The 17186-nt window shown below is 69.8% G+C and carries 12 protein-coding genes; 4 read left to right on the forward strand and 8 right to left on the reverse strand.

Going from position 1 to position 17186, the window contains the following annotated elements; translation table 11 throughout:
- Nucleotides 1-10: 10 nt before the first annotated feature.
- Together ribD and RIC11_RS17020 are read right to left on the reverse strand one after the other, a co-directional pair.
- Nucleotides 11-1111 (reverse strand): bifunctional diaminohydroxyphosphoribosylaminopyrimidine deaminase/5-amino-6-(5-phosphoribosylamino)uracil reductase RibD, encoded by a 1101-nt coding sequence (gene ribD / locus RIC11_RS17015; protein WP_350213462.1) that lies wholly within the window; start codon nt 1109-1111, stop codon nt 11-13.
- An 18-nt stretch (nt 1112-1129) separates the two neighbouring features.
- Nucleotides 1130-3316: a YecA family protein gene (locus tag RIC11_RS17020; RefSeq protein WP_350213463.1), complete on the reverse strand. Its 2187-nt coding sequence runs from the start codon at nt 3314-3316 to the stop codon at nt 1130-1132.
- Between the two features lie 425 nt (nt 3317-3741).
- Here RIC11_RS17020 and RIC11_RS17025 point away from each other — a divergent pair, with 425 nt between their 5' ends.
- Nucleotides 3742-5916, forward strand: a complete 2175-nt coding sequence (locus RIC11_RS17025) for a serine/threonine protein kinase (RefSeq protein ID WP_350213464.1) — start codon at nt 3742-3744, stop codon at nt 5914-5916.
- 26 nt (nt 5917-5942) lie between these two features.
- Here the strand turns inward: RIC11_RS17025 and RIC11_RS17030 are convergent, their stop codons facing one another.
- The 6 genes from RIC11_RS17030 to RIC11_RS17055 form a co-directional block, all read right to left on the reverse strand.
- Complete coding sequence (locus RIC11_RS17030; RefSeq protein WP_350213465.1) at nt 5943-6350, reverse strand: type II toxin-antitoxin system VapC family toxin; 408 nt, start codon at nt 6348-6350, stop codon at nt 5943-5945.
- The gene (locus tag RIC11_RS17035) at nt 6347-6589 is read right to left on the reverse strand and encodes a type II toxin-antitoxin system PrlF family antitoxin (RefSeq protein WP_350213466.1); all 243 of its coding nucleotides are present in this window, start codon (nt 6587-6589) and stop codon (nt 6347-6349) included. The genes RIC11_RS17030 and RIC11_RS17035 overlap by 4 nt, the downstream gene beginning before the upstream one ends.
- A gap of 421 nt (nt 6590-7010) precedes the next feature.
- Nucleotides 7011-10796, reverse strand: a complete 3786-nt coding sequence (locus tag RIC11_RS17040; protein ID WP_350213467.1) for a sigma-70 family RNA polymerase sigma factor — start codon at nt 10794-10796, stop codon at nt 7011-7013.
- A gap of 199 nt (nt 10797-10995) precedes the next feature.
- Complete coding sequence (locus RIC11_RS17045) at nt 10996-11469, reverse strand: hypothetical protein (RefSeq protein ID WP_350213468.1); 474 nt, start codon at nt 11467-11469, stop codon at nt 10996-10998.
- Nucleotides 11470-11668: 199 nt separating this feature from the next.
- Nucleotides 11669-11971: a hypothetical protein gene (locus RIC11_RS17050; RefSeq protein WP_350213469.1), complete on the reverse strand. Its 303-nt coding sequence runs from the start codon at nt 11969-11971 to the stop codon at nt 11669-11671.
- A gap of 47 nt (nt 11972-12018) precedes the next feature.
- Entirely contained in the window at nt 12019-12273 is a 255-nt protein-coding gene (locus RIC11_RS17055) for a hypothetical protein (RefSeq protein WP_350213470.1), read from the reverse strand.
- A gap of 341 nt (nt 12274-12614) precedes the next feature.
- Between RIC11_RS17055 and argH the strand changes: the two genes are divergently transcribed.
- From argH to RIC11_RS17070, 3 genes are all read left to right on the forward strand, one after another.
- Complete coding sequence (gene argH / locus RIC11_RS17060; RefSeq protein WP_350213592.1) at nt 12615-14042, forward strand: argininosuccinate lyase; 1428 nt, start codon at nt 12615-12617, stop codon at nt 14040-14042.
- The gene (locus RIC11_RS17065; protein ID WP_350213471.1) at nt 14039-16084 is read left to right on the forward strand and encodes a hypothetical protein; all 2046 of its coding nucleotides are present in this window, start codon (nt 14039-14041) and stop codon (nt 16082-16084) included. Before argH ends, RIC11_RS17065 begins: the two co-directional genes overlap by 4 nt.
- A 71-nt stretch (nt 16085-16155) precedes the next feature.
- Nucleotides 16156-17160 carry a sigma-54 interaction domain-containing protein gene (locus RIC11_RS17070; protein WP_502879400.1) on the forward strand — a complete coding sequence of 335 codons (1005 nt, stop codon included), beginning with the start codon at nt 16156-16158 and terminating at the stop codon, nt 17158-17160.
- Nucleotides 17161-17186 lie beyond the last annotated feature (26 nt).

Below are 17186 nucleotides of genomic sequence, written 5' to 3' on the forward strand. Positions count from 1 at the left end.
GGCCGTGGGGCTAGTTTCCGCGCGCGACGCGGCCGCGGATCAGGAGGTCGGCGCCGAGCCGATCGACGCGCGTGTCGGCCAGGCGCAGGGCGTCGGCTAGCGATCCGACGCCGGCCCCGCCGACCGGTCCTGCCGCGCCGGCCCCGCCGATGATCTTCGGCGCGACGAAGGCCCAGACCTCGTCGATGAGCCCGGCGTCGAACCACCGGCCTAGGAGCTTGCCGCCCCCCTCGACGAGCACGTTCGTCAGCCGCCGAGCGCCCAGTGCTTCGAGCAGCCGTCGCGCGTCGGCCGGCAAGACTTCGACGCCGCGCTGGCGGAGCCGCTCGGCCGCGTCTGCCGGATACCGCTCGCCGAGGGCGACCAGCACCGGCCCTAGCTCGGGGGTGTCCCACAGGCGGCGTTTCTCGGGCAGGGGCCGGTCGTCGGCGAGCACCACCCGCAGCGGCGTTCGCGACCCGGCCGGCCGGGGGGACAGCAGCGGGTCGTCGGCCGCCAGCGTGCCGGCGCCGACAACAACCGCGTCGACCCGCCCGCGGAGCCCGTGCACGCAACGCCGCGACGCGGCGCCGCTGATCCATTGGCTCTGGCCGGAAGCGGTGGCGATGCGGCCGTCGAGCGTCATCGCCCATTTGGCGATCACCCACGGCAGGCCGGTGGTGGTCAGCTTCAGGTACGGGGCGAGCAACTGCTGGGTGGCCGCTTGCTCCTCGCCCACCACGCACTGCACACCGGCCTCCTCTAGGCGGCGCAGGCCGCCGCCGTCGACCAGCGGGAACGGGTCACGCGCGGCGATCACGCACCGGCGCACGCCGGCTGCGATCAGCGTGTCGGCGCAGGGGGGCGTCTTGCCGGTGTGGCAGCAGGGCTCGAGCGTGACGACGGCCGTGGCGCCCCGCGCGGCCTCGCCCGCTTCGCGTAGCGCGTTCGCTTCGGCGTGGGGGCCGCCGTAGCGCTCGTGCCACCCTTGCCCGACGACCTCATCGTCGCGCAGCAGCACACAGCCGACCATCGGGTTGGGCTCCACGAGTCCCTCGCCGCGACGGGCGAGTTGGAGCGCGCGGCGCATCGCCACGGATTCGGCAGTCGACGGCGGCGGGGCGTCGGGCACGGCGGCGCGCGGGGCTCGCTACGACGGGGTCCAGATCTTCTGGCCGCCGCCCGCGGGGCCGGCGTCGGGAGCGCCGGCGTCGGGCGTCCACAGGCGCGATCCGCCCGCCGCGGCGGTCTCGGCTGGGGCCGCAGGGGCGGGGCCGGCCGGCGCCTCGCCGGGGGCCGGCACCACGCCCATCGAGTAGAGCATCGAGTACAACCGCTCGGCGACGCCGGGCTCGTCCAGGTGCTCGTCGCGTAGGTGGTGCACGAGGCGGTTGGCTTCCTCGTACTGGCCCTCCATCACGCGGAGCTCGAGCTCCGCCAGGTCCCACGTCGAGCAATTCTCGTGCTCGGCGCCCTCGTCGGCCCGCGCGCCACCGAGCCAATCGAGCGCGTCGGCCGGGTCGGGTTCGAGCGCGACGAGCCGCGCGTACAGCTCGGGCTTCGTGAGTTCGTGCTCGGCCGGGTCGCGGCGGATCGCCTCGCGCGCGGTCGCCACGGCCGCGTCGGCCGCGCCGCACAGCTCCGCGCGGCGGTAGAGCGTGAACACCGTGTCGTCCGACGCGCCCCGCAGGTCGATGCGGTTGATCCGCGACAGCGGGAGCGTTTCGGGGTCGATCGAACGGGGGTCGATCCGCTCGGGCTTGGGCATCCCGACCTTGGCGCGGACCTCGTCGAGGGTGGCCTCGTCGACGCTCCCGGAGGCGGTCTGCTCGAGCACGAGCAACGCCGCGGCCAGGGGCAACCGCAACGCGGGCGACTTCGCCGCGTCGGCCGGCGGGGTGTTGTTGAGCGCGGCCTTCGGCTTGGCGGTCCACTCGTCGAGCAACGCGGTGCGTTGCGCTTCGGCGACCACACGGCGGCGGTCGGCGACCGGCGTGTCGTCGGGGAAACGCCACCGCTGCCGCATCGCGCCCTCTTCGGCGGCGGACCGACCGACCGATTGCTCGTCGGCCTGGGCGGCGAGCGCGTCGCCGGCGATCTCGGCCACCAGGGCGAGCGTCTGGTCGTAGTGGTCGTCGCGGTCGGCGATCAGTTGCAGCCGTTCGGCCCGGTCCGTCTGCCGGCCGTAGTAGGAGAGGATGCCCGCGATACGCGGCGTGGCTTCCGCGTCGATGCCCGCTCCGGTTTCGGGCAAGGGTCGGTCGAGCAGGAGCGTCACCAGCCGCGGCGGCGGCCCGTCGTGGCCGACCAGTTCCGACTCGCTGAGCTGGTGCGGCACGACCCGCTTGTCGCGGGTCAGCCGGTCGAGCAGACGCTCTTCGTCGGCGACCGACCAAGCGAGTTGCATGACCTCGACCGGCGCCTCGCGGTGCTCCTCGTCGAGCAGCTGCGCGATGGCCTCCGCCTCGATGGCGTCGTCCGGCAGCGAATCGCCCGGCGCGGCCTCGGCGAGGAGCTTCGCGTAGGTCCGCAGCCCTTCGACGAGTTGCTGTTGCTCCCCGAGCCAGCCGTGCACCAGCGCGGCGTTGTAGTGGAGGATCGGCAGGTCCGGGTGTTCTAACCGCAGCCGGTCCAGCTCGGCCGCGGCGCGCCGCCACTGGCCGCGGCTGGCGAGCAGCTGGGCCTCGTCGTGGGCGGCCTCGGCCGCGTGGCCGGCGGGCGCCTCGCGCAGGTAGAGGTTGTCTCGCAGCACCAGCGGCAGCCCAGAGACCCGGCCCAGCCGCATCAGCAGCTCCATCGCGCGGGTGTCTTCGTCGCCGGCGATGCCCTGGTAGAGCCACAGGTGAGAGCGGGCGGCCACCAGATTGCCGGCCGCCAACAGCGCCTGCCCGACCGCGCCGACCGCTTGGAGGACCCGCGCGGGGATCGTCTCGTCGACCAGCTCGAGCGCCGTCTGCAGGCTGTCGGCCGCGCGGCGGCTGGCCTCACGGCTCTGCTCGTCGGTGGCCTCGTCGTCGGCAGCGGAATTGGCCGCTAGCAACGCGGCTTGCGCATGGGCGCTGGGGTTCGTTGGGTCGACGCGGACATACTCTTCGACCGTCGCGCGGGCCGCCTCGTGATCGCCGAGCGACTGCTCGATCGTGGCCTTGATGTCGAGCAACGAAGCGCGGCCCGGCGTCTTGGCGAGCGTTTTCTCGAGGTGCCGCAGCGCAGCCCGGGGCTGGTCGCCCTCGAGCATGCGGTGGACCTTCTCGATCTCGCCGAACAGGTCGGAGCAGCAGAATTTGAGTTTCTTCCCGCTGCCGCACGGGCAGGGGGCGTAGGGGTCGACCGCCATCGGGGGTCTCGCGTCGCGGGGTTTTCGTTGCCGTGGAGCTCTGCCCCACCAGCTTAACGGTTTCCGCCGCAAGCCCGACAGGGTTCGCGCCGACGGAACTATCGACCAACGCTCCAGCGCGGCTTCGAGGCGGCCCTCATGGCGTTCTACTCGGAAAGGGCGACCTCGGTGCGCGAGGCACGACGCCGCACGGCTTCGACCGCGACCGCTTGCTGTGCGAAGCAGGCGTCGCGGCGGCTTGTGCGTTTGTAGATGGGTCCCCGGCCGAGGCGGGCGTTTCTCAGGCGACGCGGGAAACCGCGGCGGTCGGCTGATTCAGCTTGATTTGCGGCTCGGCGGGTCGGCTGCCGGCGCCCGGCTTAACTAGACTAGCCGTGATGCGACCCCGCCGCCGGCAACGCCCCGCTTCCCGCTTTCCCCGACCGATGGCCGACTCTCGCCGCGCCGAATCCGCCAGCCCGATGTCGAGCCGCAAGGCCCACATGACGTGGGCCACGCGCACGATGAGCCGCTCGCTGACGAGCGCGGGCGTGTTCCTGAAGCGGCAGGTCTGGGTGTGGCCGATCATCGCGGTGGTCGTGCTGGCGACTATCGGCCTTTTCGTGCGCGGCGCGATCGAGCGCACGATGAAGGCGTCGCTCGCGAGCGAGCTGCAGACGCTGCTGGACGTCGAGGTGGCGATGCTCCGCACGTGGCTCGGCGGCCAAGAGCGGAACGCCGAGTCGCTCGCCAACGACACCACGACGCGCGACCTCGTCGGGCAGCTCCTGGCGGGCGACGCCGCGGCCGCCGAGGCGGCGCGGGCCGGGCTCGTCGAGGCGATGGGGCCCGCCTTGAGCTCGTACGACTACGACGGCTTCTTCGTGATCGACAAATCGAAGACGATCATCGCCGGGTTCGACGCGGCCGCGATCGGCCGCGACGACTTCATCGAGGACCACGCGTTCGACGAGTTCTTCAGCCGCGCGCTGAACGGCGAGGTGTGCGTGTCCCGCCCGTTGCCGAGCGTGCTGCCGCTCAAAGACCGCCGCGGCCACGTGCGCACCGGCACGCCCGTGATGTTCGCCGCCGCGCCGATCCGCGACGACAACTTCCAGGTCGTCGCGGCCCTGGCGCTTCGATTGCGTCCGCAAAAAGAGTTCACCAGCATCCTTCAGTTGGGGCAGACCGGCGAAACGGGCGAGACCTACGCTTTCGACGCCGAGGGCCTGATGCTCTCGAGCAGCCGCTTCGAGGAGGAGCTGATCCTGCTCGGCATCCTGGCCGACGAGCCCAACGCACGGTCGATCCTCAGGGTCCTCGTGCGCGACCCGGGCGGCGACATGACGTCCGGGTTCCGGCCGGACCGCCGGCGGATCGAGCTGCCCATGACGCGGATGGTCGCCGCCGCGGCCGAGGGAGAACCGGGGGTCGACGTGGAGGGCTACCGCGACTACCGCGGCGTGCGTGTCGTCGGGGCCTGGACGTGGTTGCCGGATTACCGGTTCGGTGTCGCCACCGAGATCGACGCGGCCGAGGCCTACCGGCCGCTGGTGATCCTCCAGCGCACCCACTGGGCGCTCTTTGCGCTGCTTGTGCTGATGTCGATCGCCATCTTCGTGTTCACGCTCAAGGTCGCGCGGCTGCGGCGCGAGGCCCAGGAGGCCGCGATCGAGGCCCAGCAGCTCGGCCAGTACCGCCTGGAGAACAAGCTCGGCGCGGGGGCGATGGGCGTCGTGTACAAGGCGACCCACGCGATGCTCCGCCGGCCCACCGCGGTCAAGATGCTCGAACCGAGCAAGGTCAGCGCCGACGCGGTCGCCGCGTTCGAGCGCGAAGTGCAGATCACCAGCCAGCTCTGCCACCCGAACACGGTCGCGATCTTCGACTACGGCCACACGCCCGAGGGGCTCTTCTACTACGCGATGGAGTACCTCGACGGCATCAGCCTGCAGGAGCTCGTCGAGCGGTACGGGCCGCAGCCGGTTGGGCGGGTGGTCGACCTGCTCCGGCAGATCTGCGGCTCGCTGTACGAGGCCCACTCCACCGGCCTGGTGCACCGCGACATCAAGCCGGCCAACATCATGCTCAACCGCCGCGGCGCCGAGCCCGACGTGGTGAAGGTGCTCGACTTCGGCCTCGTCAAAGTGACCGACGACGGCAGCCCCTCCGGCATGGCCGGCACGCCGCTGTACATGTCGCCCGAGGCGATCCAAACGCCCGCCGGCGTCGACGCGCGGAGCGACCTCTACGCGGTCGGCGCGGTCGGTTACTTCCTGCTGACCGGCCGCACGGTGTTCGAGGCCGACAGCATCGACGAGCTGATCCGCAAGCAGGTCGACGACACGCCCCGCGCGCCCTCGCTAACCAGCGGACGCAAGCTCCCGCCGGAGCTCGACGACGCGATCCTCGCGTGCCTGGACAAGAACCGGGCCAAGCGCCCGCAGACCGCCCGCGAGCTGTCGCTCCGGCTGGACCGCGTTCCCCGCGACCCGGAGTGGGGCGTGGAGCAGGCGGACCTGTGGTGGAACCAGCACGAGCGGGGCCTCACCCCGACCAGCCGCGTGGGCAGCCCGCCGACGGTCAAGACCGATCAGCAAGCGACGATCGCGCACGGGTGATCGTCGCGTAGAATGGCCACGCCGGGTCAGTCGCCCGTCCACCGCGAAACATCTGGGAATTTGCGGAAGTCTTTGTCGAACGACGCGACCGTATCGCCGCTAGCGGCGCAGCGGGCAGCAAGGTAGCAATCAAGGAAGTCGATCTTCGTCTGGCCGTAACGACGTAGCGAGTCCTCCATCAAGGCCCGATTATCGATGAGCAGACCCGGCTTGCCCAGCAGTTCCATCAGCGTGCTCGATGTCACTTGCCGCTCTACCTCGTAGAACGATTCAAGCACCCAAACCGCCTCGGCGATTGCAAGGTCGGTTACGACCAGCAAGCATTCGCTCTGCTCTGCTTGAGCGAACAGTCGCCGGGCTTTGGTGGTGAGCCGGTCGCTGTCCGCTAGCAGGAAGCGAAGCAGGACGTTTGTGTCGACGACGTAACGGATCAATCCGCACCTGAGGATCGCGAACGCTTTGCCGAAGCCCGCTCGTCGAGCTTCGACCCCAGGCGCTTCGATGTGTGGATGGCCCCCGCCAAATCGCTGAGGGTCCCTCGATCGGGTCGAACGACCACGCCGCCGTCGACGATCTCGTAGACGAGCTTTTCGCGGGGCTTCAGGTCGAGAGCCTTCCGAACCGCGGAGGGAATCGTCGTCTGCCAGCGGTCGGTAACCGTCGATCGGATCATGGGGGCCCTGGTAATGAGAACCTGCCTCAAACGCATTGTAGCCTACCGATCGGCGGCCGCCAAAAAACAAGGCGCCCCGGGACCGGGGTCCCGCGGCGCCTCGTGGTTTGGTTTTTTCCGCTGTGCTCTTGTTCCGTAGCTGGTTGAAGAGCGACCGCGTCGTTTACGCCTGAGGCCCCGCTAGGGGCCAACGATCACTTGCCCTTCTTGGCCGGCGTCTTGGCGGCGGGCTTGCCCTTTTGGGCGGCGGCGGCGGGCTTCGCGGTGTTCTTCGGCTTGTCAGCCATTGTCGCAACTCCAGTACGACAGTCCCGGCGCGGGGAGGCGCGTCGACAAACGAGCCAGTAGTCATGCCCCCGCACGGTTAACTCGAACATTACGATCGGCAGAACCGGCGGGCAAGATTAATACGCGCGGAATCTTACTCTTCGTCGCCGCCCGGCGCCGGCGCCGCCTCCTCGGAAGACGTGGCCTCGAACATCAGGATCGGCGCCAACGGCGACTGGTCGTTCTCGCCCGCCGCGACCTGTTGCGACGGGTAGAGCACACGCACCCGCTTGCCACGGACCGTGATGTGCTGCGGCTCGTCGCGGCGGATCGTGACCGGCTCCTCGGGCCGATCGGTCTTCGCGTCGACAACCCGGATGGTGACCGCGTCGTCGCCGCCGCCGACCAGCAGGAGCTGCGGCCGGCTCTGGGTGTCGCCGTCGACCGGGATCGGCGCGGTGGCGCCGGGCGCCAGCTCCGCCTTGACGGCCCAGCCGTCGGGGTTGAGGTCGGAGGGCCGGTCGAACACGGTCCACGAGCCGCCGGTCGCGCTTTTGCGGGGGACGAAGCGGCGGGGCTTGGTCGAAGAGGCGCCGTCGGTCACTCCGGGCTGCTCGTCGGCCGAGCCGCTCTCGAGGCCGAATAACGCGTTCCAGGTCGCCTCGTTCAATTCGCCGGTGGGATCGAGGTGTTTACTCTGTTGGAACCATCGAAGGTCGGTCGTCGGATCGCCCGACGTGGTCCCCCCTAACTCCCCGAGGACGCGATTATGCACGGCATTGACGAGTGCGCTGCTCCATCGATCAGCAAAGAACTCATGGGCGGGCTGAAGATCTTTCTTCGACTCAATTATGGGCATGTCCTCAAGTGCCGAGGTTACGTTCGCGATGCCCTGGAGCTCCTGCAATGACATCGATTGGGACTTTTTTTCAAAAGTGGCCGTAAGGCGTTTCTCGATCTCCTCGACTTGTCTCAGCACAGCTTGCCGGTGTTTGAGCCCCTCATTGAAGAACGCCATCGCAAGCGGCCCTGGATGAGATGATGCCTGGAGTTGATCCCACGACGGCACGTTGCCGCCCGCCGCGATCAACGCCTTGACTGACTCAAGCCGAGCAGAAGCAAGCTTATGAGCGCGTATGACGAGTTCTTGCGCTGCGTGGAACTTTTGGACCGCGTGCTGGGCTTCTGACTGCAGCGATTCGATTGGAGTGGGATCGACTCCCTCCTCGCGCGTGTACGCCGCGGACTCTGGAGCCGCCTGCTGCTCGCGACCCGATGGTTTGACGAGCCCCAGCTTCTCACGCGTCGCCGCATCGGCCTGGCCGGTCCGCTCGAGCCCTTGCATCCGCTGGAACTCACGCACGGCTAGCTCGGTCTTCGGGCCGTAGTCGCCATCGACCGCGAGCGGTGGCTCGAGGCCCATCTTTTCGTTGAGCGTGCGTTGCAGTTGCCGCACCGAGTAGCCGTACCGCTGGTTCGCCTGGGAGTAGGCGTCGTTCGGGCTCGGCGGGGCGAGCGGCTGCAGCGGCTGGGGGGGAGAGCCGTCCGGCCGATCATAGGGCCTCGTACGAGGGGGTGTTTGAGAGGGGGCGAATAACGGTGGAGGATTGAAATAATCTGACGCCGGCTGGTTCAAAGGGGGCGCGGCCGGCGCTTTGGTCGGCTCGGGCGGCGGCGGCGACGGCGGCTGCGGCGCTTCGGGAGCGGGCGGCGCTGTTCGTAATGGCGGTGGTTCGCGGAACGACGCCGCCGCGTCAGGTTCGTCGCTCGACTCGGCCGACGGTGACTGCAAGCCTTCGAGAACCGAGTCCACGTAGTCTTCCGGCGCAAGGACTTCCGCGATGCGTCGGTCGATCGCTTTGATCGCTTGGCGGATACGCTCGATCTCCGGATACACGGGCGGATTGGAGTCCGTGCCGCCACGCTTCTTTAAGGCGGCGATCAACCGCTCACGGTGTTGCTCGAGCCGCTCGAGGGAGTCGGCGTCGCCCTCGCGCCAGGTCGCGCCCTCGGAGTCGCTGTCCTTGGGCTGCTCAAACCATGCCCGTTCCCATTCGCTGAGCAAGTCGCGGAGGTTGGACTTCTGCGATGGCTTGGTCGTTGCCGGTTGCAGCTCTGTCGCGGTCGTTTGAGCCGCCGCTTTGCTCCGCGTGTCCGCCAGCCGAGCGATCGCCTCGGCTAGGGCGACCTCCCCCGCGATGACACTCGGACGAGAGGTCAGACCGTCGTCGTAGAGCCCTTCCAGTCGCTTCAACTCTTCGCGGCGTAGCCGCACGATCTTCTCCAGAGGGCTCTCTCGCGGTTGCGGCGGCGCGCTTGCTTCGCGGGCTGCCGCGGGATCGGAGTAGCCGGCCGTGAGATCCGCCAGCTCGATCGCGACTTCGGCGGCCCGCTTCTCGGCGTCGAACAATTCGGCCTGCCTGTCCTGCCCCTGCTCCTTGAGGCGGCTGAACGCCTCAACGAATCGGCCCGCCAGTGAATGGGCCTCGCGTAGCTGTTCGGCGGCGGCGTCCTGCTCTCCGCGCGTGGCCGCCAGCCGGCTCTTGGCGCGAGCCAGTTCGAGCTTCGCGTCGAGGATCGCCGTGTCAGGCGCTTGGCCGAGGTCGGCATGCTTCTCGGTGAATTGGAGCTGCCAATTCGTTCGCGGCTCGATTGCTCGATTGTCGCGTGCGGCTGCAAGCCATTTGGATAGCTCTTCATGCTGGACTTTTTCAGCCGAAACTACGAGAAGATCCTTGCCGAACGGACGAACCTCGCTCGGTTCGAGTTCAATCGCCTCCGCGACGCGCTGGGCTAGCGTCTGCAGTTCGGCCGACGGGTCGCCGGTTTTGGCGGCGGCGCCGATCAAGTCCGCCACTTTGTAAACGGCGGTGTAAGGCAACGGATCTTCGACCGGCGCCGGGGCCGTTTTGGTTTTCGGTGGGGCGACTCGATTGAGTTGCACCGTCATAGCGTGCGACTCGACCACTTCCGGCGCGGCGGGCTCAACTTGAGCGGCGACGCTGGCGTCGATAACCGGCGCGCCGTCGGCCGGGCCGGCGCCGATGGCCGCCGGCTCGGGCGCGAGGGTCGCGAGCGCGACCAGCGCCGCCCCGACGACCGCCGCGGCGGGCTTTCCTAGCGAAGCGAACAACATCGCACGGGCTCCTTCTCGGACAAGGTGGACGACCGCCACGCCCGCGGCGAGCGAGCCGCCGGCGGCGAGGGCCGTTGAGTTCGACGTGGTGGCGGCGACCGCCGAGGCTGGCGCGGCCTCGGCCGCTTGCGGCTTGGCCGCCAGCGCGCCGAACGCCAGCGAAAGCGAAACGCCGCGCCGCAGCAGGCGCCGCCGGAGCAGTTGTTTGCCGCGGGCCAAGCGGCCCTGCACGGCGGCGACCGTCGAGTCGGTCTGTTCGGCGATCGCGCGACGCGATTGGCCTTCGAGGTAGCGCAGCACGAGCGGCGTTTGGTAACGCTCGGGCAGCCGCCGGAGCTCTTCTAGCAGCACGCCGGTGTTCTGGCGCTGCGACAGGTCGGGGAATGCGGCCTCGCTGGGGGCGTGCGGGTCGAGCGCGAGGGCCTCTTCGCGTCGCGCGGCGAGGCGCCGCCGCGCGGCGAGCGACGTGCGGTGCGCCACTCGGTAGAGCCAGCCCGCGGCCGACTCGCTCGCTTGGATGCTGCGGGCGTTCTTCACCAGTAGCAAGAAGGTGGCTTGGAAGGCGTCTTCGGCGTCTTGCTGGCGCCGGAGCGTGCCGCGGCAGACCCGCCAGACCATGTCGGCGTGGCGGTCGAAGAGCCGGGCGAGGCAATCCTCATCGCGTTGGCGGACGAAGACCGCCAGCAGCTCGCCGTCGGTCGCCGCGGGGCGCGGCGCCGGCGGCGCGATCCGGCCGAGGCTCGTGCTCCGGCCCGTTGGGCGGGCGGGCGCTTGCGGTAGCGGCGGCTCGGGCGAGACAGACACAGAGCGGCCCTATCGGGGGTGAGCGCTGCCGCCGGCGCCGTTGGCCGCGGCCTTACCCAGATAGTGTGCCGGAGGGGGCGAGCGAACCGCAAAAAGTTTGGGAAAAGAAGTGAGTGGCAGGTGGCGGGGGGAGGGCTATCGAGGCGACTCACTGCCACGGACCACGGACCACGGACCGTGGACCACGGGCAACTGCCCCTCACCGAGCAGGCACGCCGTGCGCGGCGAGTTCCCTCTCGATAAGCCGGCAGACCCTCACTTCGACGGCGGATTCTTCGTGCTCGACGAACACCAGCGACGGCATCTCGGCGCCGTGCAGCACGTCGACCCGCAGCACGCCGCCGGCCGGCACGAGTTGCTGGCGGACCAAGCGGCTGGCTCGCTCTTCGACGGCGCCGGTCCAGTCGGGCGTGCTGAACCACGCGTCGGCGCTCTCGCGGTATTCGGCTTCGACTAGCTGCTGCTCGCTGGGCTGGTCCGACAGGGTGATAGCGCGTCGCATCGCGTCGGACACTGCGACGTTCACCTTGTGTTGGTCGGCGGTGGTGCGGATCAAGCTGCCGCTGAGGACCTCGCACCAGGGCGGCTCGCCGGTCTGGATCGCCGCCCAGACCGACAGCGACGTGGCGACCGGCGCGCCGACGAATGCCAACAAAACAAGCAGGGGGCGCATCGCTGTTGCTCCGCAAAGCGAATCGGTCGAGGAACGAAAACGACTCCGTTCACAGGGTTTTTCGCACGCTCAGCAGCAAGGGGGGAGGCTGCGGGCGGGGGGCGTGCGATGGTAGCAACCCGGATGGAGGCAATCGTCGTGCCACAACGAGTCGCTAGCCCGGCGGTGGGCCAACCCGGCTCGCGAAGCGCGCGGCGGGCTAAGCCTCTTTCTTCCTCAGGCATCGCTCCCAGGCGCGCGACCAGCCGTCGGCCGGCCGCACGATCTTCTCGATCTCCTCTGCCGAGCGGCCTTGGTGGAGCAGGTCGCGGACGAGCTCGGTCTCTCGCTCCCCTTTGCGGAGGTGGTACCACACCGCGCCGCACAGGGAGATCGTCGTGATTGCGATCGCCGTGACACAGCCGATCAGAACGATGCACAGGGCGAACTTCTCTTGATGGCTGAAGTCGCTCGTGAGCGTGTGCCAGAATCCGGCGGTGGACTGAGCAAAGACAAGCGTCATGTCGAGCCTCAACTCGATTGTGTGTGGCGTGGCCGAGTGGTGCGGTTCTAGGCCGACATCTTCGGCTTCTTGTACTCGGCCGTCACTTCGAGATTGGCGATTTGCTCGACGTCGTCGGTCTGGTAACCGGCTTCCAGCAGGTCGCGCTTCAGCCGGCGGTCGGCTTCGTGGTCGGCGAAGACCCGCACCTGTTTAGAGATCGTGTTCACCACTCCAGCCGCACACGCAATCGCGACGATAGCCACGACCATTCCGAACGGAGGCCCGAGGTCCCTCAGGAAATCAAAGAAGGCATGGAACACGACATCTCCTCCTCCGGCGCCATGCCGGGGTGACTGCCGAGATCCGCTCTCGGCTCTGCGCCCTACCGCCGCTGAGTTTAGCAGTTGGTCCCTGACGGTGGATTCGCCAAATCGTCGGCTATCTTGGCGAGAAATTCCCGCTGCGTAGCCGCTGGCGTGCGGGAGCAGCAGTTGAACTGATGGGCGCCACCTGCCTAGTTCTTGAGCGAAGCTAGCGGACGGCTCGTTGACACCGCCATCGCCCCAACCTACCTTGGCGCACTTGGCGGGCAGGCGGCTGCCCACTTCGTTTGCGGTGCACCCCACAGGCGGGGCTGGCCTTGGCTGGGAAAGACCAATCGGTGGGCGCCGGGTCGAGCGCTCCGCCCGCGGCGGCCAACAAGAAGCCGTGGGGCGGGGTTTTCGACACCGCGACCGACGCCCGCGTCGAGGCGTTCGGCCAGAGCGTCTCCTACGATTGCCGCCTTTTCCGGCAGGACATCCGCGGCTCGATCGCCCACGCGGAGATGCTCGCCGCGGTTGGCGTGCTCACCGACGCCGAGCGGCGGCAGATCGTCGAGGGGCTCGAGCAGATCGGGCAAGAGATCGAGACGGGCCGCTTCGAGTTCAAGCAAGAGCTCGAAGACGTGCACATGAACATCGAACGCGCCCTCGTCGAGCGGATCGGCGACGTGGGCCGCAAGCTGCATACGGGTCGCAGCCGCAACGACCAGGTCTCGACCGACTTCCGCCTGTGGGTCCGCGACGCGATCGACCAGATCGATCGGCTGCTCCGCGACCTGCAGCGGGCGTTCGTCGGCCGCTGCGAGGCAGACGCCGGCGTGATCCTGCCGGGCTACACGCACCTGCAACGGGCCCAGCCGGTGCTCGCCGCGCACTACTGGCTCGCCTACGCGGAGAAGCTGCAGCGGGACCGCGACCGCCTCGGCGACTGCCGCCGCCGGGTGAACCTGTCGCCGCTCGGCACGGCGGCCCTGGCAGGCACGACGATCCCCATCGACCGTGAGCGCGTCGCCAAGGACCTGGGCTTCGACGGGGTGGTGGCCAACAGCCTCGACTCCTCCAGCGACCGGGACTTCGCGATCGAGTTCGTGGCCGCGTTGTCGCTCGTGGCGGTGCACCTCTCTGGGTGGGCCGAGGAGTGGATCCTCTGGAGCACCACCGAGTTCGGCTTCCTGACGCCGCCGCAGCAGTTCTGCACGGGCAGCTCGATCATGCCCCAAAAGATCAACCCGGACGTGCTCGAGCTCACCCGCGGCAAGGCCGCCCGGGTGATCGGCTCGCTGCAGAGCCTGCTGGTGCTCACCAAGGGCCTGCCGATGGCCTACAACCGCGACCTGCAAGAAGACAAAGAGCGGGTGTTCGACGCGACCGACACGGTGCGGGCGTGCCTCGAGTTGGCTGCGCCGCTGGTCGCGGGGGCCGAGCTGCGGCGCGAAGCGATCCGCGAGCGGCTCGACCACGGCTACCTCGACGCGACCACGTTCATGGAACACCTGATCAAGCTGGGCATCCCCCAGCGGACCGCCCACGGCCTGGTTGGCAAGCTGGTGGCAGCGGCGATGAAAGAGCGCGTCCGGCTGGCGGACCTGCCGATCGAGGCCTACCGCTCGGTCCACCCGGACCTGGACGAGTCGGTCTACGACGTGCTCGGCGTGGATCGGGCGATCGAGGCGTTCAGGAGCTACGGCTCGACGAACCCGGAACTGGTAGAGCAACAAGCCGCCGCGTGGCGCGAGCGGCTCGCGAACGAGGAGCCGAACCCTTGAGCGAACGGGCGGGGAAGCGTTGGTGGATCGCCTTGGTGGCGTGTTGGTCGCTGGCCTCTGCGGCGGCGGCGCAGCCCGCCCCGCCGGCGGCAGACTCGCCGGCCGTGCGCGCGGCGCTCGCGCTGCCAAGGACCGAGCCGCGGCACTACGTGCAGACGGCGATCGTGCTGCTGGACCTCGGCGCGACCGAAGAGGCCACGCAACTCGTGCAAGAGTTGGTCGCCAAGGACCCCAGCGCCGCGCAACTCGCCGAGCTGGTCAGCCAGGTCGGGACGGGGCAGCTCAGCCGGCTAGCCGTCGCGCTGCCGGAGGCCGCTCCCCTGGCGCGCCGGGCGATCGCGGCGGCCGCCGCAGCGGCGACTTCTCCCGAGCGTTTGGGCCGGCTAGTCGAGCGGCTCGCCGGCGAGCGCGAACAAGCGGTGGACGCGATCCGCGAGCTCCGCGCGACCGGACGCAAGGGGGCGGAATTCGCCGCCCAGCAGCTCCGCGAGGCCGCGGACCCGACGGTGCGCGCGCGGCTCCGCGAAGCGCTCGTGGCCCTCGATCCGATCAGCCGCCCGCTGATCTACGAGGCAACGCTCAGCGAAGACCCGAACGTCAGCAACGAGGGCGCCTACGCGCTGGGGCGGCTCGCCGAACTCAACCGCATCCGATCCCGGCTGCCCGCGGCGCTGGTCGTCGGCGCCGCCCTGCGGGGCTCGGAGCCCGCGAGGTGGGCGTACAGCCGTCTCGCCGACGAGCCGCTGACGATCCCGTCCGCGGAGCGGCTGCTCGACACCGCCATCGAAGAACTGCTCGCGGGCGGGCGCTTGTTCTCCGACGAGCGGGACGATTCGCCGGGGGTTTCCCGGCGGCTCGCGGCGCAGCTAGCGCGGGAGCGATGGCGGCTCGACGAGCGCGTCGAGTCGACCGGCCGCTTGGCCGCCGCGCTGATGCTTGAGGCCGGCGACCGAACGGCGAACGAGATCGCGGCTCGCGTCGGTGTGTCGGGCGTGCTGCAAGCGGCGCTCGACAACGGCCTTCACCTGGCCGCCGTCCGCGCCGCCACGGCGCTGGGCAACGAGGGCGGCGAGTCGGTCGTGGCGACCCGCGGGCTCCGGCCCGCGCCGCTCGTCGCGGCGCTCGAGTCGCCGCACCCGGCGGTCCGCTACACCGCGGCTAAGGCGCTCGTGGCGATCAACCCACAACAGCCCTACTCGGGCTCCAGCTTGCTGATCGACACGCTGCTGTACTTCGCCCGCTCCCAAGGAGAGCAGCGCGCGGTGGTCGCGTCGCCTCAGCTGGCGCGGGCCGCCGCGACCGCTGGCTGGCTGGCCGCGGGCGGCTACGCGGCGACCCCCGCCAACCGCGGCGCGGCCGCGGTGGATGCCGCTGCCGAATCGCCCGACACGCAGCTCGTGCTGATCGATCAATCGCTGAGCCTTCCCGGCGCGCGAGAGACGCTGTTCCGCCTGCGGCGCCGGCCGCAGACGGCGCTCGTGCCGGTCGGTTTGCTGGCGGCCGAGGGCCGGCTGGCCGACGCCCAGCGGCTTGCCGAAGAACACGACGCGGTGGTGGCCGTTGCGCGTCCGCACTCGGTCGACGCGACGGTCTCGCTCGCCGAGCGGCTGGCCGAGCTCCGGCCCGACGGGTGGCCCGACGCTTCGGTCCGGCTGCGGTGGGCCTCCGAGGCCCGCGAAGCGATCGCGCGGCTCGTCGACCAGGGGCCCGACTTCTACGCGTGGAGCCGCCGCTCGGAAGACCTGGTCGGCGTGCTCGGCTTCGGCTCGGACGGCCAGTCGCTGTCGACGCTCGCGCAGCTGGGCACGCCGGAGAGCCAGGCCCGGTTGGTCGACGCGGCCACCCTGGCCGCGCGTGGCGTCGACGACCGCCGCGCGGCCGCCGACGCGTTCGCCAAGAGCGTCGATCGGTTCGGCGTGCTGCTGACGACCGACCAGATCCGGGAGCAGTACGTGCGCTACAACGCGAGCGAGACCGCCCCGGAAGCGACCCAGCAGGTGTTGGGGCGCGTGCTCGACACGATCGAAGGAGCGCGGCGATGACCCGCTTGGCGCCCGCCGTGGCGAACGGTGCGTCGGCAGGCTTGCCGGGGCTGATCGGTTCCAGCGAGGCGATGCGGGAGGTCTACCGCACGACCCGCCAGGCCGCGTCGAGCCGCGCCTCGGTCCTGCTGCTCGGCGAGACCGGCACCGGCAAGGAGCTGATCGCCCACGCGCTGCACCGGCTGGGCGACCGCCGCAACCGGCCGTTCGTGCGAGTCAACTGCGGCGCGCTCAGCGAGAGCTTGCTCGAGAGCGAGCTGTTCGGCCACGTGCGCGGCGCGTTCACCGGCGCGATCGACAACCGCACCGGCCGCTTCGAGGCGGCCCACACCGGCACGATCTTCCTCGACGAGATCAACAGCACCACGCCGCTGCTGCAGGTGAAGCTGCTGCGTGTGCTGCAGGAGCGCGAGTTCGAGCGTGTCGGCGACACGCAGACGATCCGCGTCGACACGCGCGTGGTCGCCGCCAGCAACCGTGACCTGGCCGAGGAATGCGCCGAGGGCCGCTTCCGCGAGGACCTGTACTACCGGCTGAACGTGGTGCCGATCTGGCTCCCCCCGCTCCGCCGGCGGCGCGAGGACATCCCGGCGCTCGTCACCCACTTCCTCAACGCCTACAACGAAGAGAACGACCGGTACGTGGTCCACATCGAGCCGGCCGCGATGGAGGCCCTGCAAGACTACGCGTGGCCGGGCAACGTGCGGGAGCTGCAGAACTACGTCGAGCGCGCCGTGGTGATGGCCGCCGGCGACGAGCTGACGGTCGACCTGTTGCCCGGCGTGGTGCGGGGGGAGCCGAGCTCGCCGAGCGGGTCGTTCCGGCGGATGGACTTCGAGTCGCTCGCCACGCAGCTCGTCGAGGAGGGCCTGGCCAAGGCCGACGAAGAAGCCACCGACCTGCACGGCCGGATCGTGGACCGTGTGGAACGCGAGGTCATCGCGCAGGTGCTCACCCGCTGCGACGGCGTGCAGATCAAGGCCGCCCAGCGGCTGGGGATCAACCGCAACACGCTGCACAAGAAGATCAAAGACTACGGGCTCGACGCGGGCGATAATGGGACGGGCAAGCCGTGACCCCTCCGAGCGGTGATCGATCCGCA

Origin of the sequence: Botrimarina sp. (genome assembly GCF_040219535.1) — a bacterium.
GTDB lineage: Bacteria > Planctomycetota > Planctomycetia > Pirellulales > Lacipirellulaceae > Botrimarina.